The sequence below is a fragment of the Pseudomonas sp. GW822-FHT05A08 genome, assembly GCF_058800485.1.
Genome location: NZ_CM179511.1, coordinates 3391081 through 3411142, shown reverse-complemented (window position 1 = coordinate 3411142; position 20062 = coordinate 3391081). Strand labels below are relative to the sequence as shown.

General features: G+C 65.0%; 17 protein-coding genes. 9 read left to right on the top strand and 8 right to left on the bottom strand.

From position 1 onward, the window contains the following. The first annotated feature begins 210 nt into the window (after nucleotides 1-210). From AC3RCP_RS15335 to AC3RCP_RS15315, 5 genes are all read left to right on the top strand, one after another. Nucleotides 211-1953, top strand: coding sequence for a phosphoethanolamine transferase CptA (locus AC3RCP_RS15335; RefSeq protein WP_492570309.1), 1743 nt, complete (start codon nucleotides 211-213; stop codon nucleotides 1951-1953). Nucleotides 1954-2155: 202 nt separating this feature from the next. Continuing rightward, complete coding sequence (locus tag AC3RCP_RS15330; protein WP_492570307.1) at nucleotides 2156-4402, top strand: TonB-dependent siderophore receptor; 2247 nt, start codon at nucleotides 2156-2158, stop codon at nucleotides 4400-4402. 186 nt (nucleotides 4403-4588) lie between these two features. Further along, nucleotides 4589-4810 (top strand): hypothetical protein, encoded by a 222-nt coding sequence (locus AC3RCP_RS15325; RefSeq protein ID WP_492570305.1) that lies wholly within the window; start codon nucleotides 4589-4591, stop codon nucleotides 4808-4810. Nucleotides 4811-5298: 488 nt separating this feature from the next. Next, the gene (locus AC3RCP_RS15320) at nucleotides 5299-5973 is read left to right on the top strand and encodes a heavy metal response regulator transcription factor (RefSeq protein ID WP_007922715.1); all 675 of its coding nucleotides are present in this window, start codon (nucleotides 5299-5301) and stop codon (nucleotides 5971-5973) included. Next, nucleotides 5970-7388 (top strand): heavy metal sensor histidine kinase, encoded by a 1419-nt coding sequence (locus AC3RCP_RS15315; protein WP_492570303.1) that lies wholly within the window; start codon nucleotides 5970-5972, stop codon nucleotides 7386-7388. Before AC3RCP_RS15320 ends, AC3RCP_RS15315 begins: the two co-directional genes overlap by 4 nt. 11 nt (nucleotides 7389-7399) lie before the next feature. On the opposite strand, the gene chrA is transcribed toward AC3RCP_RS15315, so the two are convergent. From chrA to AC3RCP_RS15285, 6 genes are all read right to left on the bottom strand, one after another. Continuing rightward, nucleotides 7400-8602, bottom strand: coding sequence for a chromate efflux transporter (gene chrA, locus AC3RCP_RS15310; protein ID WP_101337875.1), 1203 nt, complete (start codon nucleotides 8600-8602; stop codon nucleotides 7400-7402). 21 nt (nucleotides 8603-8623) lie between these two features. Beyond that, nucleotides 8624-9115, bottom strand: a complete 492-nt coding sequence (locus AC3RCP_RS15305) for a GNAT family N-acetyltransferase (RefSeq protein WP_009043737.1) — start codon at nucleotides 9113-9115, stop codon at nucleotides 8624-8626. Between the two features lie 94 nt (nucleotides 9116-9209). Beyond that, nucleotides 9210-9815 (bottom strand): DinB family protein, encoded by a 606-nt coding sequence (locus tag AC3RCP_RS15300; protein ID WP_101337874.1) that lies wholly within the window; start codon nucleotides 9813-9815, stop codon nucleotides 9210-9212. 32 nt (nucleotides 9816-9847) lie between these two features. Then, a complete protein-coding gene (gene zapE, locus AC3RCP_RS15295; protein ID WP_492570300.1) occupies nucleotides 9848-10960 on the bottom strand; it encodes a cell division protein ZapE in 1113 nt (370 codons plus the stop codon). 242 nt (nucleotides 10961-11202) lie between these two features. Further along, a complete protein-coding gene (locus tag AC3RCP_RS15290) occupies nucleotides 11203-11544 on the bottom strand; it encodes a nuclear transport factor 2 family protein (RefSeq protein WP_009043734.1) in 342 nt (113 codons plus the stop codon). A gap of 54 nt (nucleotides 11545-11598) precedes the next feature. Beyond that, a complete protein-coding gene (locus AC3RCP_RS15285) occupies nucleotides 11599-12315 on the bottom strand; it encodes a helix-turn-helix transcriptional regulator (protein ID WP_062825795.1) in 717 nt (238 codons plus the stop codon). A gap of 393 nt (nucleotides 12316-12708) precedes the next feature. On the opposite strand from AC3RCP_RS15285, the gene AC3RCP_RS15280 reads away from it, so the two are divergent. Then, entirely contained in the window at nucleotides 12709-14148 is a 1440-nt protein-coding gene (locus tag AC3RCP_RS15280; protein ID WP_101337872.1) for a nucleobase:cation symporter-2 family protein, read from the top strand. Nucleotides 14149-14383: 235 nt separating this feature from the next. Continuing rightward, the gene (locus AC3RCP_RS15275; RefSeq protein ID WP_007928537.1) at nucleotides 14384-14857 is read left to right on the top strand and encodes an LEA/WHy family protein; all 474 of its coding nucleotides are present in this window, start codon (nucleotides 14384-14386) and stop codon (nucleotides 14855-14857) included. Between the two features lie 184 nt (nucleotides 14858-15041). On the opposite strand, the gene glsB is transcribed toward AC3RCP_RS15275, so the two are convergent. Next, nucleotides 15042-15950 carry a glutaminase B gene (gene glsB / locus AC3RCP_RS15270; RefSeq protein ID WP_492570297.1) on the bottom strand — a complete coding sequence of 303 codons (909 nt, stop codon included), beginning with the start codon at nucleotides 15948-15950 and terminating at the stop codon, nucleotides 15042-15044. Nucleotides 15951-16175: 225 nt separating this feature from the next. On the opposite strand from glsB, the gene AC3RCP_RS15265 reads away from it, so the two are divergent. Then, nucleotides 16176-17063 carry a LysR family transcriptional regulator gene (locus AC3RCP_RS15265; protein WP_101337870.1) on the top strand — a complete coding sequence of 296 codons (888 nt, stop codon included), beginning with the start codon at nucleotides 16176-16178 and terminating at the stop codon, nucleotides 17061-17063. A 140-nt stretch (nucleotides 17064-17203) separates the two neighbouring features. After that, nucleotides 17204-18457 carry a ferredoxin reductase family protein gene (locus AC3RCP_RS15260; protein WP_101337869.1) on the top strand — a complete coding sequence of 418 codons (1254 nt, stop codon included), beginning with the start codon at nucleotides 17204-17206 and terminating at the stop codon, nucleotides 18455-18457. Nucleotides 18458-18463: 6 nt separating this feature from the next. Here AC3RCP_RS15260 and AC3RCP_RS15255 read toward each other — a convergent pair whose 3' ends face one another. Further along, entirely contained in the window at nucleotides 18464-19987 is a 1524-nt protein-coding gene (locus tag AC3RCP_RS15255) for an MFS transporter (protein WP_492570295.1), read from the bottom strand. Nucleotides 19988-20062 lie beyond the last annotated feature (75 nt).

Sequence of the window (20062 nt, the reverse complement as noted above, 5' to 3'; positions counted from 1 at the left end):
ATCGCCGGCTTCTTTTTGCCCGTCGCTTTTTACCCTGCCTGCCTCCTGGCGACGGCATTATCTGACACGCAGGTACCAACTCACAAAGTTTTCACACCTGCTTGTGGATACTCCGGCGCAATATTGCCGCCCCCACGGGCGCGGCGCGCGTTCGCCGAGGTAGTCGAAGCTTTCCGGCGAATGTCATGTTCAATGCAGCTGGAGCGCTCGATGGCAGTGTTTAAACGCGACAAGACGTCCGCGAAAGGGTTTGACTGGGCGGGCCTGGGCTGGCTCTTCCTGTTCTTCTGGTACTTCTCCGGCATCACCCAGTTACTGATCCAGCTGACCGACACCTCCGGGTTCGCCGGTTTCCGCCAGGCCTTCATCATGAGCGCGATCTGGCTGGCGCCGATGCTGCTGTTCCCGGCCCGCACCCGCGCGATGGCCGCCGTCATCGGCATCGTGCTCTGGGCCTGTTCCATGGCCAGCCTGGGTTACTTCTTCATTTACCAGCAGGAGTTCTCCCAGAGCGTCATCTTCATCATGTTCGAGTCGAACCCCTCCGAAGCCGGTGAGTACCTGACCCAGTACTTCGCCTGGTGGATGGTGCTGGCGTTCCTCGCCCATACCGCCTTCGCCCTCTTCCTCTGGACCCGCCTGCGCCCGGTCTACCTGCCGCGCGGTCGCGCGCTGGTGGCGGCCATGGCCATCCTGATCGCCGTCATCGGCTACCCGCTGATCAAGCAGACCGCGCGCACCGGCAGCTTCGCCGGCGGCCTGGAGAAATTCGAGACGCGCATCGAGCCCGCAGTGCCGTGGCAGATGGTGGTGGCCTACCGGCGCTACCGCGAGCAGCTGGAAAACATGCAGGGCATGCTCGACAACGTGAGCAAGATCCCACCGCTGCAGAACCTCAAGGACAGCATGGCCAACCAGCCTTCGACCCTGGTCCTGGTGATCGGCGAGTCGACCAACCGCCAGCGCATGAGCCTCTACGGCTACCCGCGCCAGACCACACCGGAGCTGGACAAGCTCAAGGACCAGCTGGCGATCTTCGACAACGTCATCACCCCACGCCCCTACACCATCGAAGCCTTGCAGCAGGTACTGACCTTCGCCGACGAAGAAAACCCCGACCTGTACCTCAAGACCCCGTCCCTGGTCAGCGTGATGAAGCAGGCCGGCTACAAGACCTACTGGATCACCAACCAGCAGACCATGACCAAACGCAACACCATGCTCACCACCTTCTCCGAGCAGGCGGACGAGCAGGTCTACCTGAACAACAACCGCAACCAGAACGCCCGCCAGTACGACGGCGACGTGCTGGAGCCGTTCTCCAGGGCCCTGGCCGACGGCGCGCCGCGCAAGTTCATCGTGGTCCACCTGCTGGGCACCCACATGAGCTACCAGTACCGCTACCCGCCGAGCTACGACAAGTTCACCGACCGCACTGGCGTGCCGGCCGGCGTGCGTGACGACCAGGTGCCGACCTACAACAGCTACGACAATGCCGTGCTGTACAACGACTTCGTGGTCTCGAGCCTGATCAAGGACTACGCCAAGACCGACCCCAACGGCTTCCTGCTGTACCTGTCGGACCACGGCGAAGACGTGTTCGACTCCGCCGGCCACAACACCCTGGGCCGCAACGAAGGCAAGCCGACCGCGCCGATGTACACCATTCCGTTCATCGCCTGGGCCTCGCCGAAGTGGAAGCAGAACCATGACTGGAACTTCGCCGGCGACCTCGGCCGCCCCTACAGCAGCTCGCACCTGATCCATACCTGGGCCGACATGGCCGGCCTGAGTTCCGACGAACTGGACCGCAGCAAGAGCCTGGTCAGCGACAGATTCAAGCCGCGCCCGCTGCTGATCGGCAACCCTTATGAACGCAACGAGAAAGCCCTGATCGACTTCAGCCTGATGAAGCCCAAGGCGCCGCCACCCACCGCAGTGGTACAGAAATAAGTGGCACAGAAATAAGCGATACCAGAATAAGCCTTTTCCTACGGGGCTCACGCAGCCCCGTACTACCGGCCTTCAATGCCCCTTCATGGGGCATTGTTGTATCTGAAAGATAATAATTATTCTCGTTTGACCTAAATACCCTTCCTCCTTTTCGTCTCAGTGCAAACGGATTTTTTCCCTCGACGACAAGGAGACGGCAGCGATGCTCGCGCCATTCACCCGTTCCATGACTTTGACATTCGGCCTGTGCGGCGCGGTTCTGAGCCCCGAGCTGCTGGCCGAAAGCGAACCCGCCCGGAACCCCGACCGCGACGCCAAGACCCTGGAGCTCGATGCCACCAGCGTCACCGCCCAGGGCCTGGGCGCGACCACGGAGAACACCGGGTCCTACACCACCGGCAGCATGAGCACCGCCACCCGCCTGAACCTGTCGATCAAGGAAACCCCGCAATCGGTATCGGTGGTGACCCGCCAGCAGATGGACGATTTCAAACTCGATACCTTGTCCGAGGTGCTGGGGCAAACCACCGGGGTGGTGGTCCAGCACCTGGACTCCGACCGAGTGAGCTATTCCTCCCGCGGCTACTCCATCAACAACTTCCAGATCGATGGCATGCTCAACACCTTCAATCGCATGAAGTCCGATTCGGACACCATCATCTACGACCGTATCGAAGTGGTCCGCGGCGCCACCGGCCTGACCACCGGCGCTGGCGACCCCTCGGCCACGGTCAACATGGTGCGCAAGCGACCGACCCACGAGTGGGCGGCCAAGGCCGGCGTCAGCGGCGGCAGCTATGACAACTACTACAGCTACGTCGACGTCGGCGGTCCCCTGGGGTTCGACGGCCGCCTGCGCGGGCGCACGGTGCTGGCCTATCGCGACAGCCAGTCGTTTCGCGACCACTACCAGCTGCAGCGGGAAGTCGGCTACGGCATTCTCGAGGCCGACCTGAGCGACAGCACCACCCTGGCCGTGGGCTACGACTACCAGGACAAGCAGGTCCAGGGTACCTCCTGGGGCACCGTGCCCTACTGGAACGCCGCGGGCGGCAAGGCCAATCTGCCGCGCTCCACCAACATGGCGGCGCACTGGAGTTCCTGGCCGCTCAGGGACAAGACCGCCTTCGCCACCCTCGACCAGCGCCTGGGCCACGACTGGCACCTGAAAGCCGCCTACACCCACCGCGACAGCGACAGCGACGGCAAGGTCTATTACGGCGGTGCCGGTTTCCCGGAAGCCGACCGCTCGGGCATGACCGCCTGGGCCAGCCATATGATCGGCACGCAGAAAATGCGCGTGTACGACTTCAACCTGGCCGGCCCCTACAGCCTGCTGGGCCGCGAACATGAGCTGATGCTGGGCTACGGCGAGGCCGAGCGCCGCGAGTCGTCGCCCTACACTGTCGGCGGCCCGACACCACCGGGTTACGCCAGCATCGCCGACTGGAAATACATGGGCGGCATCGCCAAGTTTCCCGACACCGTGACCAACCTGCCCGGTTCCGGCGACAGCACCCGGCAAAAGGCCGGCTACCTGGCCACCCGCCTGAGCCTGAGCGACGACCTGCACGCGGTGCTCGGCAGCCGTTACGGCAGCTGGAGCGCCCACAGTCGTTCTCGCCGCTACGATGCCAACAACCAGCTGACCAGCCTCGAAGACACCCGCCAGCAGCACAACGACATGTGGACGCCCTACGCCGGCCTGCTGTACGACCTCACTCCCGAATACACGGCGTATGTCAGCTACACCGACATCTTCAAGCCCCAGACCCAGCGCGACGCCAGCCGCAAATACCTGGAACCGGTGGTCGGCAGCAACTACGAACTGGGGCTCAAGGGCAGCCTGCTGGAGGAGCGCCTGAACCTGGCCACCGCGGTGTTCTGGAGCAAGCAGGACAACGTCGCCGAACTGGACAGCTCGGTGCCGCCGGACCCGGTCACTGGCGAGGAGTTCTACAAGTCGGGCGGCAAAGGCGGCAAGGTCCGGGGGTTCGAGGCCGAGGTCTCGGGCGAAATCCTCGCGGACTGGAACCTCACCGCCGGCTACACCTATACCCACGCCCTGGACGGCGAAAAGCAGCGCGCCAACGGCGGCGAGCCGATGAACATGCTGCGCCTGTCCACGGCCTATCGCCTGCCGGGCCAGTGGCGGGCGCTGACCGTCGGCGGCAGCCTGAACTGGCAAAGCGAGATCTACGGCAGCAGCCGGCGGCCGGTGGGGCGCGACGGCAACGGGCGTATCGTCACCGAAAACACCCGCATCCATCAGCAGGCCTACAGCGTGGCCGGGCTGATGTCGCGCTACGAGTTTGACCCGCACCTGTCGGCTTCGCTCAACGTCACCAACCTGTTCGACAAAAAGTACTACGAACGGGTCGGCTTCTATAACGGAGTCTACTGGGGCGAACCGCGCACTATGACCCTGAGCCTGGACTGGAAGCTGTAACCCGCCCTTCTTCCTACACGGCCAATATCAGTGGGCCGTCAGCGCCTCTCATCCGGGATGACAGCATTGTCATCCCGCCTTCAGCGCCCTGTTAACCCCCAGTTAATAAGATCGCGCCATACTTCTATTACTGCTTCGTTACAGGGACGCGACGGAATTCCGATCACCGTCAATGGGACATCGCATATGAAAGCCTCCACACTCCTGCTCGCCGGTCTGATGATTGCCAGCTCGGGTGCAGCGTTCGCCGAAGGCGGCGCTGAACGCATGAAACACTACTGGGACAACTTCCCCATCAGCCAGCAGATACCCCGCACCGATAGCGAACAGACGTCCTCCGAGAACGGGAAAAAACCCCAGGCACCCGCCGAGGACCCGACCCGCGCCAGCGCGCAACCGGACACCTGAAACGTCCCGAGCTCTACTCCTCTCTGACGCTCATGCTCCCTTGCCAGAGAGGATCTTCCGGCGCCCTTTCACGGGCGCCTTTTTTATCGCCGTCGATATCAGCGACATGACCATGGGCTATCAACTTTCTGACGTCAAAATGACAATTACGCCATCTAAGCAGGCGTCACTGCCGGCTGTATTAATATAAGTTTCCGCCAAACTACGACATATATTGAAACAGTAAATGACAGATGATCAGTTTGAATCACTTCACTTGGCTTGCTATTGGACCAGCCAGCTAACCGGCTGTCGAAAACAGGCACAAGCTATTGATATCAAGCACTTTAAATCTTGACCCTAAAGCCACTTCAGGCTTGAGCATTCCCCGACCCAAACGGCTGAGGCTATTTATCAGCAGCAACTTCGCGGGCTTTATGGCTGGTCCAACAACAACTTCATATCCAGCGCCATTGAAATCGTATTAATGATCAAGAGGTCACTTTTCCATGCGCATTCTGGTTGTCGAAGACGAGCGTAAAACTGCCGATTATCTGCATCAGGGCCTGACCGAAAGCGGTTATGTAGTAGACCGCGCCGCCACCGGTGTCGACGGGCTTTACCTGATCGAACAGCAAAACTACGAACTGGTGATTCTGGACGTCAATCTGCCGGAAAAGGACGGCTGGCAGGTGCTGGAAGACATGCGCAAGGACAGCAACGCCCGGGTGATGATGCTCTCGGCGCGCGGGCGCCTGGCCGACAAGGTCAAGGGGCTGGACCTGGGGGCCGACGACTACCTGGTCAAGCCGTTCGAGTTTCCCGAGCTGCTGGCGCGGGTGCGCACCCTGCTGCGGCGCAGCGAGAACCTGCCGGCGACCGACACCCTGCGGGTCGCCGACCTGGAGCTCGACCCACGCCGGCACCGGGCCTATCGCGGCTCGCGGCGCATCGACCTGACCACCAAGGAGTTCACCCTGTTGCAGGTGCTGATGCGCCAATCGGGCGAGGTGCTGACCCGCACCCAGATCATCTCCCTGGTCTGGGATATGAACTTCGACTGCGACACCAACGTGGTGGAGGTCTCCATCAGCCGCCTGCGGGCGAAGATCGACGATGCCAGCGAGATCAAGCTGATCCACACCATCCGCGGTGTCGGTTATGTCCTGGAAGTGCGCCAATGAAAGCCGCGCAACGCACCGCCAGCAGCCTGTCCATGCGCCTGGGCCTGACCGTCAGCCTGATGGGTGCGGGCCTGGTGCTGCTGCTCGCGACCCTGGCCTACCTGGCCCTCAGCCACGAACTGGGCAGCCTGGCGCGGGAAAGCCTGGACAACAAACTCGAACAGATCCGCCACACCCTGACCAGCGACCTGAAGACCGGCGATATCGCCGCCCGCCCACATTCGCTGCTGGACCTGGTGATGGGCCACGACAACCTGCACCTGAGCATTTTCGCCGCCGATCCCCAGGCCGAACCGCTGCTGAACATCGGCAACCGCAACCTGGGCCCGCTGCCCGAAGCCCTGACCCGACCGGAAGGCCCGGTATTCCTCGACTGGCTCGACAGCGCCGGCAACCGGCTGCTCAGCACCTCCAGCCTGGTCAGCCTGCGCAATGGCGAACAGGTACGGGTGGTGCTGTCCCTGGACCGGGCCAATGACCAGGCGTTGCTCAGTGCCTACCTGCGTTCCACGGTGATCGCCCTGCCTCTGCTGCTGATGCTGATCGGCATCGGCGCCTGGTGGGTGGTGCAGCGTGGCCTGGCGCCGTTGCAGCAATTCAGCCGGGTAGCCGCCAAGGTCACCACCCAAGACCTGACCCATCGGCTGTCGCCGGACAACCTGCCGCGGGAGCTGGCCGAGCTGGCCCACAGCATCAATTTCATGCTGCACCGGCTCGACGGCGGCGTGCAGCAGCTCTCGCAATTCTCCGACGACCTGGCCCACGAGCTGCGCTCGCCCATCACCAACCTGATGGGCAAGGCCCAGGTCACCCTGTCCCGGGAGCGCCCGCCCCACGAGTACAAGGCGGTGCTGGAGTCGAGCACCGAAGAGCTGGAGCGCCTGACCCGGATCGTCAGCGACATGCTGTTCCTCGCCCAGGTCAGCCATCCGGCCTCCCAGGTGGCGTTCGAAGCAATCTCCCTGGGCGAGGAAGCGCGGCGGGTCATGGAACTGTTCGCCCTGAGCGCCGAGGAAAAGCACCTGGGCATCAGCCTGTCCGGCGATGGCCTGGTGTATGGCGACCGCCTGATGATCCAGCGGGCGATCTCCAACCTGCTGTCCAACGCCATCCGCCACAGCCCGCGGGCGTCGAGCATTTCGATCCTGGTGGAGGAACATGAATCGAGCGTGTCGCTGTCGGTGGGCAACCCCGGCGCCGGTATCCCGGAGCAGCACCTGGCGCACCTGTTCGAGCGCTTCTATCGGGTCGACAGCAGCCGCTCGCGCGCCGAAGGCGGTACGGGACTGGGCTTGGCGATCGTGCGCTCGATCATGAACCTGCATCAGGGCCGGACCGAGGTCAGCAGTGTGCCGGGCAGCTTCACCCTGTTCCGCCTGGTGTTTGCCCGACTCAATCATCCACCGCGCACCTGACGACGCTGGCCTCAGGCCCCCAGCAGCAGGCCGACGGCGCCACCGGCGAGCACCACCAGCCACGGCGGCAGCTTCCAGCGCATCAGCGCGGCCAGGGCCAGCAGGGCCAACCCCAGGTCCAGCGGCTTGAGGATGCTGCTGGTCCATAGCGGGTCGTACAGCGCCGCCGCCAGCAGGCCGACCACCGCCGCGTTGACGCCGGCCAGCGCGGCCTGGACCCGGCCCAGGTGGCGCAGGTGCTGCCAGAACGGCAGGACGCCGACGATCAACAGCATGGCCGGCAGGAAAATCATCGCCAGGCACACCAGCGCGCCGCGCCAGCCGTCGATGGCGGCGCCGAGAAAGGCCGAAAAAGAGAACAAAGGGCCCGGCACCGCCTGGGCAGCGGCATAACCGGCGAGAAACAGATCGTTGCTCAGCAGGCCCGGTGCGACCACCTCGCTCTGCAGCAGCGGCAGCACCACATGGCCGCCGCCGAACACCAGGGCACCGGCGCGATAAAAACCGTCGGCCAGCAGCAGCGACAGGCTGGGCCAGAGCCCGGCCAGCAGCGGCAAGCCCGCCAGCAACAGGGCAAAGAGCACAAGGGCCAGGTAGCCCGTGCGCTTGCCGACCGCGATCGCCAGCCCGTCCTCGCGCTGGTCGAAGGTCGGCTGGAGCAGGCCTGCGCCGATCATCCCCGCCAGCAACATCACGCAGACTTGACCGAGGGTGGTCGGCCAGAGCAGTACACTGATCGCCGAGACCAGCGTGATCAGCATGCGCAACGGCCCGCGGCACAAGACACGGGCCATGCCCCACAGGGCCTGGGCCACCACCGCCACCGCGACGATCTTCAGGCCATGCACCAGCCCGCCGGGCAACCCTGTGCCGCTACCGCTCAGGCCCATGGCCAGGGCAATCAGGATCAGCGCCGAAGGCAAGGTGAAACCCAGCCAGGCGCCCAGCGCGCCGGCCAGCCCCGCCCGCGACCAGCCCAGGGCAAAGCCCACCTGGCTGCTGGCCGGCCCCGGGAGGAACTGGCATAGGGCGATCAGCTCGGCATAGGCCGCCTCGCTCAGCCAGGCGCGGCGCTGGACGAATTCGCTACGGAAATACCCCAGGTGCGCCACCGGCCCGCCGAAGGAACTCAAGCCCAGCCGCAGGAACACCAGGAACACCGTCCAGGCACTGTCACGGCGGGTCACGGGAGCATCCAGGGGAGATGAGTTCATCGGCCGGCGGGCTCCAGGGCCTTACAGGGTTTTGTTCCAGAACAGCATCCGGCCATGGCTCGGGTCGAGCCTGGCGTCGTCGAAGCCGAACTTGCGGTAGGACGCCTGGGCCACCGCGTTGCCCTCCAGCACTTCCAGGGTGATCTTGCAGCAGCCGCGCTGGCGGGCGATCTCCTCGACCTTGTGCAGCATCTTCTGGCTCAGGCCCAGGCCGCGGAATTTATCGATCACCGACACATCGTGCACATTGACCAGCGGCCGGCCGGCAAAGGTGGAAAAACCCTCGAAGCAATTCACCAGGCCGGCGGGTTCGCCACCGACAAAGGCCAGCACGCTGAACGCGTGGGGCCGCTTGGCCAGTTCGCCGGGCAATTGCCGCAACAGATCGGCGTCCAGCGGCTGGCCGCCGCCCATCGGGTCCTGGGCATAGTGGTTGAGCACCAGGGCGATCGCCTCGGCGTGTACCGGGTTGGTGTAGCTGGCCTGGAGTACCAATACGTCTGCAACGTCCATGTTTGTCCTCAACAGTTATTGATCCGGGCGGGTCCCCGGGAGAGCGATTGTAAACACCGGCACATGACCAAACGAGCGGCTAGCGCGTCAAGCGTTACCGTTCTTTTTCCTCGACCGCCTCCGCGCCCCAGATCTGCGCTTCGCTCCAGCCCAGCTCGGCAAAGTCCTCGGCGCGCAGGGCCGCCTCGCCCGCGCAGAAAAACTCGTCCAGCTGCGGCGGCGCCACCCGGGTGCCGCTGAGCATCGCGTGCACCTGGCCACGGTGATGCAGCTGGTGCTCGAACAGGTGCGAGAGCAGGCGCAACCGGGTATCGCGCTGGGGTTTTTCCCGGGCGATGGTGACGATGCGCGCAAGGTCCACATCCCGTTGCTGCGCGCAATAGGCGATCAGCCGGCGGTCCACCAGCGCCTGCTCGCGGCGCAGGTCGGCGGCCTGGTCGAAGGGTTCCTCGACCTCGAAAAACACATAGCAGTCGGCCCGTGGCGCCTCGCCGCGCAGCTCTCGCTCCAGCGCGTCGACGTAGAACCAGTCGCAGGTAAGGATGTGGTTGAGGGTGGCTTTCAGGCTGGGAAAGAAACTCACCCGCAGCGCCGCCAGCTCGCTCGGGTCCAGTATTTCCCAGGCCTTGCCCAGGCGGTGATTGGCCCAGGCGTTCTGGTAAGCCATGGTCAGCAGATGATGGGACAGGGGCTGGTTCACGGTCAGGTCTCCCTTGTAATGATCAGGCGTGCTCAGCCGAAACGCTGCAGCTGCATCTCCTTCAGACGACTGAGGGTACGGCGGAATGGAAACTCCAGGTAGCCCTCGGTGTACAACGCCTCCATCGGCACCCGCGCTTCGAGGTAGAGCGGCACCTTGCGGTCATAACACTCGTCCACCAGGGCGATGAAACGCCGCACGCTGTCATCGTGCACCGATAGCTGCGGCAGCTCGCGATCGCCCGCCACCACTCGCTCGGCGCCATCCTCGGTGCCTCGGGCAATCCGCCCCGGGCGCTGTTGCGCGCTGAGCTCGGGCACTTCGCTGAGCAGGATCGCGCTGAAGCGGTCGCACAGGGCCATGAAGTCCATGGCGGCAAACGGCTGCTCGCACAGGTCGGCGAAACGGCACCAGAGCACCCGCTCGCTGGCCTTGATCACCCGGACCTCGCGGTAGCCCACCGACAATACCGCGCTGGACACCGCCTGCCCCGCCGCCAGTTGTTCGAACGCCGGGCCCAGAGCGCTCGGTTGGCCGGCCGGGGTCAGCCAATAACGCTGGGTGGCCGCCCCCGGGTGCAGGCGATGGTCCTGGGCGCCGTCCACCGCCACCACCTGCATATGCGCCTCGATCGCGGCAATCGCCGGCAGGAAGCGTTCGCGGTTGAAACCGTCGGCATACAGCTGTTGCGGCGGCTGGTTGGAGGTGCAGACCATCACCACGCCCTGCTCGAACATCACCTGGAACAGGCGTCCGAGAATGATCGCGTCGCCGATGTCGTTGACGAACAGTTCGTCGAAACACAGCACCCGCACCTCTTCGCTCAGCTCGCGGGCCAGGGCCTGCAACGGGTCGGCGGTGCCGGTCAGCTGGAACGAGCGCTGATGGACCCAGCCCATGAAATGGTGGAAGTGCTGACGCCGCGCCGGCACCTCGAGGCTCTGATAGAACTGGTCCATCAGCCAGGTCTTGCCCCGTCCCACGGGGCCCCACAGATAGACCCCGGTGATCGAGCGTCGCCCTTCATGCAGCGCGACATGACACTGCTGCAGGGCCAGCATCGCCCGCTCCTGGGCCTCGTCGGCGACGAAACCGCGCTCCTGGAGGGCGTACTGATAGGCGCTGAGGGGGGAATCGAAAGGCATGGGGTCCACGCATCCGCAAATGGGCCCGCAGTATGCCATGCCTCACCCGGCGACCGCTGCGGCTACAGGGAACACGGCGCCTGTGTAGCCGCTGCCGAGCAGCGCGAGGCTGCGATCGGCAACGCAGTTGCCGTAATCCGGGCCGCGCGTTCTACCTGATACACCGCGTGCCCAGGTTTTGCGGCAACTGCGTTGCCGATCGCAGGCTGCGCCAGCGGCTACAGCGAGCGCGGGCGCGATGGCTATAGCGAGATATCCAGCCGGGCGATCTTGCCCTGCTCGTCGAGCCGGAACACGTAGCGCAATTCCAGCGGGCTGCCGGGAAAGCTGCCGGAGATCAGGTTGTCCACCAGCACCTTGCCAGTGCGTTGCTGGACCTTGAGCACCTCGAGCCGGGGCTGGTAACGGCGGGCGGTGTCTTCCATCCATTGGGCGATGGCGCGGGTGCCGGCCTGATGCTGGCCCTCATCGAACACCTGGGCGTCTTCGGCGAAGAAACTGGCGACCGCCGAACTGTCACGACCATTGGTGGCCGCGAGGTAGGCGGCGATGGCCGGTGCGAGAGAAGTGGCTGTGCTGGACATGGTGCTGCGGCTCCTTGTTTATCGTTGCTGGAGCCATGCTAAAACGCCGTCGCGTCAATTCTTGTCAGGAGTGAAACGCCCGGCATCGTCCAGTTGCATGCGCTGGCGCCAGGTGCGCAACAGGTCGCTGCGCCGTCCCGGATAACGCTGGCCCTGCTCGCTCGCGGCGGCGATGCGGTCGGTGCGAAAGGTGCGGAAATCGTCGCGCAGCTCACACCAGGCGACGATCACCCGCGCCTCATTCATAAAGCCCAGGGCCAGCGGCCAGATCAGGCGCTGGCTCGGCGTCTTGTTCACGTCGGCGTAATCGATGTGCAGCTTGGCCTGCTCGCGGATCGCCTGGCGAAACACATTCAGCGGCACCACGTTTTCCGGGTAGCGATACGCCGGCGGGCCGGGCAGCACGGTTGGGTTGTGCAAGGCTTCCTGGGCCGCCGGCGCCAGCACCGCGGCGATCTTTGCCAGGGCATCGGCGGCGGCCTTGCCGAGGACTTCGTCGCCACGCTGGTCGACATAGCGCAGGCCAAGGACGATGGCTTCGGTCTCGTCGGCGTTGAGCATCAGCGGCGGCAGGAACAGGCCGCTGCGCAGCACATAGCCGATCCCGGCCTCGCCATGGATCGGCGCACCCAGGGCCGTCAGCTCGGCGATGTCGCGGTACAGGGTGCGCTCGGACACCGCAAGCTCCGCCGCCAGCGCCGCGGCGGTCACCGGGCAGCGCTTGCCGCGCAGCACTTGCAACAGGGTCAACAAACGCGTGGTACGCGACACGGCATCAGGCTCGACAGGGAAGGATCGGCGCAGCTTAACAGAGCACCCTGTCAGGATCTGTCAGTAGCGAGCCCCGTAGCCGCTGCCGCAGGCTACGATCGGTCGCGAAGCGGCCGCAATCCGGACAGCGCATTCTGTCTGATGCACCGCAGGCTCAGGTTTTGCGGCAACTGCGTTGCCGATCGCAGCCTGCGGCAGCGGCTACAGGGACCGGTGTGTCTGGGTGATTGTGAGGCTGGCCCTTCTGGCCCGGTCACCTTTCTGGCATCCTGCGCCTCCATTTTTCTGACCGGGTCCGCAGATTTTGCCTTACGTCCTTCGACAGCCCGCGTCGCGCCCCTTCTCTCCACGTGTTTCATGCCCTATCGACACGTCATTGGCAGGCTTTTTCCCATGACCGCACCTGATCGCTCCACGCCGCGCTACAAGTCCGACCTGATCTATGGCCTGGAGGACCGCCCGCATTTCAGCGCGGCGATCTTCGCCGCGCTGCAACATGTGCTGGCGAGTTTTGTCGGCATCATCTCCCCGACTCTGATCTTCGGCGGCGTGCTGGGCCTGCAGAACGAAACGCCCTACCTGATCAGCATGGCGCTGTTCGTCTCGGGCCTGGGCACCTTCGTCCAGGCCCGGCGCCTGGGGCCGATCGGCTCCGGGCTGCTGTGCGTGCAGGGCACCAGCTTTTCCTTTATCAGCGTGCTGCTCAGCGCCGGCCTGATGGTCAAAGGCCGTGGTGGCAGCAACGAGGAAATCCTCTCGACCATCTTCGGCATCTGCTTCTGCGCGGCCTTTATCGAGATGTTCCTCAGCCAGTTCATCGGTAAGCTGCGCAAGCTGATCACCCCGGTGGTGACCGGCACCATCATCACCCTGATGGGCTTGTCGCTGATCAAGGTGGCGGTCACCGACATGGCCGGCGGCTTCGGCGCGCCGGACCTGGGCGCCGCCAGCAACCTGGGCCTGGCCGCCCTGGTGCTGCTGACCATTGTCGTGCTCAACCGCTTCAGTCACCCAATGCTGCGCCTGGGCTCGATCGTCATCGGCCTGACCCTGGGCTTCGTGGTCGCCTGGCTGCTGGGCCGGGTCGATATGGCGGCGATGCCGGATGTGCCGATGGTCAGCGTGCCGGTGCCGTTCAAGTACGGTTTCTCCTTCGACCTGATCGCCTTCATTCCGCTGGCGGTGATCTTCCTGATCTCGCCCCTGGAAGCGGCCGGCGACCTGACCGCCAACTCGATGATTTCCCAGCAGCCGGTCAAGGGCCCGCTGTACATCAAGCGCATCAAGTCCGGCCTGCTGGCCGACGGTTTCAACTCGATGGTGGCGGCGGTGTTCAACAGCCTGCCGATGGTCACCTTCGCCCAGAACAACGGGGTGATTCAGCTGACCGGCGTGGCCAGTCGCTACGTGGCGTACTTCATCGCCGGCCTGCTGGTGCTGCTCGGGCTGTTCCCGGTGATCGGTGCGGTGCTGCAACTGATGCCCAAGCCGGTGCTGGGCGGCGCGACCCTGATCATGTTCGGCACCGTGGCCGTGGCCGGGATCAAGATCCTCGCCGAAGCCGGGCTGCATCGACGCAACGTGCTGATCGTGGCGATCTCCCTGGGCATGGGCCTGGGCGTGGCGGCGGTGCCGGAAGTCCTGCGCGAACTGCCCAAGGCGCTGCACAACATCTTCGAATCGCCGATCACCGTGGGCGCGATGTGCGCGATCCTGCTGAACATCTTCCTGCCGGAAGAGTTCATCGAGCTGGAAGAAGACGAGTTCGACCCGGAAGCGGCGACCCTCAAGGTCATGCAGGACCCGGATATGAGCGCCAAGGCCAACGCCTGAGCGACCGTGTCCCCCCTGTAGGAGCAGCCGGTCGACGCTCGATTGCTAGCGATGGCATCAGTGGTGACAACACCAAAAACGCCCGAGCATAAGCGCGATACCGGTCCTGCCGGCCTTATCGCGAGCAAGCTCGCTCCTACAGGTACGCACGGGTGGCATTTGAGGTCTGCGGTTTGTGGTGCAGACCTGGTCGCGCTAGATTCGCTACTGCCTCCTTTCCCGCAGAGAGCTTCCAATGCGCAGATTCCTCGGCCTCACCCTTTCCTTGCTGTTGCTCAGCCTGAGCGCCTGCGCCCTGTTTCCCCAGCGCGATCAGTTGCACATCAATGTGGTCGGTATCGAACCCCTGCCCAGCCAGGACCTGGAAGTGCGCTTCGCGGTCAAGCTGCGCCTGCAGAACCCCAACGAAACCGCGATCAACTACAACGGCGTGGCCCTGGACCTGGAAGTCAATGGCCAGCCACTGGCCTCCGGGGTCAGCGACCAGAGCGGCAGCATCGGGCGTTTCTCCGAGGGGGTGCTGGTGGTGCCGGTCAGCGTCTCGGCCTTCGCCGTGCTGCGCCAGACCCTGGGCCTGAGCCAGACGCAAAGCCTCGACGACCTGCCCTACGTGCTGCGCGGCAAGCTCGCCGGCGGCCCGTTCGGCACGATGCGTTTCGTCGACAAAGGCCAGCTGAGCCTGCCCAAGACCGCCAACTTCACCTGGTAAGCGGACGCGCTGCGCTCGCAAATACGCTTATCCAGACAGACCGCGGACTCAGGCTTTGCGGTTGCTGTGTCGGAATGCCGCCCAAACCGATCGCAGCCTCGCAGGCTCGGCAGCGGCTACACAAGCACCGCGTTCCTGTAGCCGCTGGCGCAGCCTGCGACCGGCCGCCCTTGTCCCGCCGCCCCTAGAACACCGACCAGCCGATGCGCTGGCTCAGCAATTCCAGCGCCGCCATGCCCACCAGGGAATTGCCCGCCGTGTTCAATTCCGGCGACCACACGCATACCGTGAATTGCCCCGGCACCACCGCGACGATGCCGCCGCCCACGCCGCTCTTGCCCGGCAGGCCGACGCGGTAGGCGAAATTGCCGGCTTCGTCGTACAGGCCGCTGGTGGCCATGATCGAGTTGACCTGCTGGGTCTGGCGCGCCGTGAGGATCTGCTCGCCGCTGTGCTTGCAGAAGCCGTCGTTGGCCAGGAAGCAGAAGGCCCGCGCCAGATCGACGCAACTCATGCGCAGCGCACAGTGGCTGAAGTAGCTGCGCAGCACCGCCTCGACGTCGTTGTGGAAGTTGCCGAAGGACTGCATCAGGTAGGCCATCGCCGCATTGCGCGCGCGGTGCTGGTATTCCGAATCGGCGACGCGGCCGTCCACCAGCACCTGCATGTTGCCGGACAGGCGCCGCACGAAATCGCGCATGGACAGCGCCGGCGCGGCGAAGCGCGACTGGTTGATATCGCAGATCACCAGCGCCCCGGCGTTGATGAACGGGTTGCGCGGACGGCCACGCTCGAACTCCAGCTGCACCAGGGAATTGAAAGGCTGCCCGGAAGGCTCATGCCCCAGGCGCTGCCAGATCGCCTCGCCGGAATGCCCGATGGCCTGTACCAGGCTGAACACCTTGGAAATGCTTTGCACCGAGAACGGCGTATCGGCGTCGCCGGCGCTGAACACCTGGCCATCGTTGCCATACACCGCGATCCCCAGCTGGTTGGCCGGCACGTCGGCCAGCGCCGGAATGTAGCTGGCCACTTTGCCCTGGCCAATCAGGGGACGGACCTCGTCGAGGATCTCGTTCAACAACGCTTGCATGTTCAGACTCGCACGTTCCGCCTCGCACCGCCGCGAAGCTATCGCTGCTAGACGCATCCCGCCGCGTCGAGAACACAGTTGTCGTGGCCATCCCTGGCGCGGCCCCTCGCACCGTCCCCGCGCGGGAGAAAAAACCGTCGATGAAAATCGCCCGCGGACCGCGCATTTTTGATCGGGCAGAGCCGCAGCTGATAGGCTTTCCACTACATTCGACAGGGAGCGCTCATGGATCTCAACGCCGCCAGGATGTTTGTCAGCGTGGTCCAGTGCGGCAGCATTTCGTCCGCCGCCAACCTGCTGCAACTACCGCTGGCCACCATCCGCCGGGGCATTCGTGAACTGGAACGCAGCCTCAACGTGCAACTGCTGGAACGCTCCACCCGCGGCACCCGGCTGACCGCCGCCGGCAGCCAGCTCTATGAACACGCCAGCCGCGGTATCGAAGCCCTGGCCGAGGGCGAACAGGCTGTCAGAAATGATCGAATGCACTTGCAGGGCCGCCTGAGTGTGTCGGTGCCGGCGGCGTTCGAGAGCTGGTGGAAGCTGCTGGCCGAGTTCCAGCGGCGCCATCCCGAGGTCCAGGTCGCGGTCTATACCAGCGAGCGGGAAAGCGACCTGGCGCAGGACGGGGTCGACGTCGCCTTGCGCGCCGGGCCGCTGTTCGACGAGGAGCGCCCGGCGCGCCTGCTCGGCAGCTACCGGCATATGCTGGTCGCCAGCCCGCTGCTGCTGGAGCGCCTCGGCACCCCGCAAACCCCCGCCGACCTTCGCGGATTTCCCTGTGCCGTCTGGTCGCGCCAGGCCGATGCCCGGGAACAGTGGCAGCTGGGCGACCAGTCCTACAGCCCCGATCCGCTGTTCGCCGCCAACGATTACCTGCACCTGCGCCAACTGGCGCTGACCGCCAAGGTGGTCACCGAGCTGCCGGCCTTTCTCGCCGCCGAAGCCGTGCGCGACGGTCGCCTGCAAGCCCTGCTGCCGCGCCTGCCGATGCCGGAACAACAGCTGCACCTGCTGTATCCGAACCAGCGCCCGCCCTCGAACATCGTCCGCGCCTACCTGGATTTCGCCCAGGCCTGGCTAGTGGAAAACCCCTTGCCACACCCGCACTGAGCAGGCGCTGATGCAGATCAGCTCAGGACTGCCGCTTCGCCAGTAAAATACGCCCTCACCCGGCTGCGCCCTGACCCGCGCGCAGCCCGCGACCCATCCTATGCGCCGACACTGGCGCCATCTTTCTGGAGGTGTCCCCCTTGAAAACCTGGTACTCGGTGGTCGGCGTCCTGCTGATCACCACCCTCACCGTGCTGCTGGAAATCCCCAGCGATACCTGGCTGACCTCCGCCACCCTGAGCCTGGTCCTCGGCGCCACGGCGCTGGCCTACATGGCCCTGTCCTGCCTGCTGGCCAGCCGCTGGCGCTGGGTCGAGCGGCTGTTCGGCGGCCTCGACCGGGTCTATGAAAGCCACAAGTGGCTGGGCATCTGGGCGCTGGTCTTCGCCAGCTATCACCTGGTGTTCAAGGCCAACCTGGATCTCTGGCAAAGCGTGCCGATCATCGAACTGTCCAAGTACTGGACGCGCATGGTGCGCCAACTGAGCTACGTCGCCCTCGGTCTGATCGTGCTGCTGGCGCTGAACCGCAACATTCCCTACGGCCAGTGGCGCTGGTGGCACAAGCTGTCCGGGCCGCTGTTCGCGATCGTCATCCTGCACTGGCTGAGCTTCAAGTCGCCGATTGCCCTGGATAACCCCTCGGGTATCTGGCTCACCGCGCTCTGCGGCCTGGGCCTGCTCGGCGCCCTGTACAAGCTGCTGCTCTATCCGTTGCTGGCCAAGGCCGGCGAATACCGGGTCAGCGCGGTGACCCTGGAGAAAAACTCCCTGCACCTGGAGCTGACCCCGCTGCACCGCGGTTTCGCCTTCAAGGCCGGGCAGTTCGCCTTTCTCGCCATGCGTGAAAAAGGCCTGCGCGAACCGCACCCCTTCACCATCGCCAGCGCCCACGCCAGCGACGGGCGCATCGAGTTCGTGATCCGCGCCCTGGGCGACTACACCCAGAAGCTGCGACAGCAGGTCAAGGTCGGCATGCTCGCCGACCTCTACGCGCCCTATGGCCGCTTCAAGCGTCGGCTCGATGCCGGCCGGGAGATCTGGATCGGCGGTGGCGTGGGCATCTCACCCTTTATCTCGTGGCTGCAGGATGCCGCCGCCGGACGTTTCGATCAGGCAACCCTGGTGTACTGCTGCAACCCGTCACGGGCCTTCCCCAGCCTCGAAACCTTGCAGGGCCTGGCCGAGCAGCGCGGAGTGGCTTTCATCGGCCACACCGACGGCGCCGACCGCCTGGGCGAAACCCTGCAACGGCTGGCCAGCGAAACCGATCCGCAACAGATCCAGATCAGTTTCTGCGGACCCAAGGGTTTGCTGGCGCGGGTCAAGACGTTGATGCGCGAATACGCGATTCCCGAGCGCAACCTGCACTACGAGTTCTTCGAGTTTCGCTGAACGCCCTCAAGCCCGGCGCGGCTCATGCAGCATCAGCCGCACCACCAGCGCCGCGACCAGGGTGATGGCGATCAGCGCATACAGCAGCCAGGTGAAAGCCTTGGCATAGAGCCCGAGCAGCAGCTCCCGGCCCAGCTCGGGCAACAAGGCCGCGCTGGCCTGCAGGTTGCCGCTGGCCAGTTGCTGCGCGGCCAGCGACAGCTGCGGATGTTCCGGCAGCGCCGCGGCCATGGACAGTTGCAGCAAGCCGGCCAGCAGGGCCACCACCAGGGCCAGGGCAATGCCCTCGCCCGCCACCCGGGTGGTGCTGAAGATGCCGGTGGCCATCCCCGCCCGTTCCTTGGGCACCACACTGACCGACAGCCCGTCCATCAAGCCCCAGGGCAAACCGGCACCGAAGCCGATCAACAGCATGGGCAAGACATTGGTCGCCGGCGCCTGCCCCGGGGCGATCCGGCTGAGCAGATAGAGCCCGAGCGCGGCAATCACCAGGCCGACGCTGGACAGGGTCCCGGCGCCGAACCAGCGGGTCAGCCACGCGGCCAGCAACGGCACCACCACCATCGGCGCGGACAGGGCGATCATCATCAAGCCGGCATCGATCTCGCTGTAGCCTTCCACGCCGATAAAGCGGATCGGCAGCAGGATCAGCAACACGACGAAGCAATAGCAGGTGGCGATCGGCAGCAGCTGCACGCCGACAAAGCGCGGGTAACGAAACAGCGACAGGTCGAGCATCGGCCGCTTGACCCGCAGCTCCACCACGATAAACAGCAGCAACGCCAGCAGCGCCACCAGCAGCAGACCCCAGACCAGCGGGCTGCCCCAGCCACTTTGCGGCGCCTGCAAAATGCCCCAGGTCAGCGCCACCAGCGCCGCGGTGAAACTCAAGGTGCCGGGCCAGTCGACACCCGCCGCGTCCGGATCGCGGGACTCAGGCATGCGCGGCACGCCGAACAGCAGCGACAGACCACCTATCAAGGTCCCGGAGACGAAGATCGAACGCCAGCCGTAGGCTTCGATCAACACCCCGGCGAGGATCGGCCCGAATGCCAGGCCGACGCCGAAGGTGGTGCCCAGCAGGCTGAAGGCGCGGGTCCGCGCCGGGCCCTCGAACGTCTGGGCCAAAGCAGCCGAGCCACCCGCCAGCGCCGCTGCACCGGCCAGCCCCTGCACCGCCCGCAACAGGTCGAGCCAGAGCACCGAAGGCGCGAAGGCCAGGGCCAGCGACGTCAGGGCGAACAGGCCAACACCGAGGCTGAACACGCGCTTGCGCCCGTACTCGTCGGCCAGGGTGCCGGCAGCCATCAGCGCGCTGCCGAAACTCAGCATGAAGGCATTGGTGATCCAGCTCAGGGCCAGGGGGCCGCCGCCCAGCTCGCGGCCGATGGCCGGGGTCGCCACGGCCACGCCGACGAAGGTCAGCGGCAGGATCAGCGCCGCCAGGCACACCGCGGCCAGCACGGCGTAGGAAGAACCGCCGGCGACAGTGTGATCTAAGGCAGCAGGCACATCGGTTGGCGAACTCATCGGCACCTCAGGGGGAACGTTAGGGTGCGATCAATGGTAGATTCGCCGCAATCATCCACAAACAGGGCTAAAGTC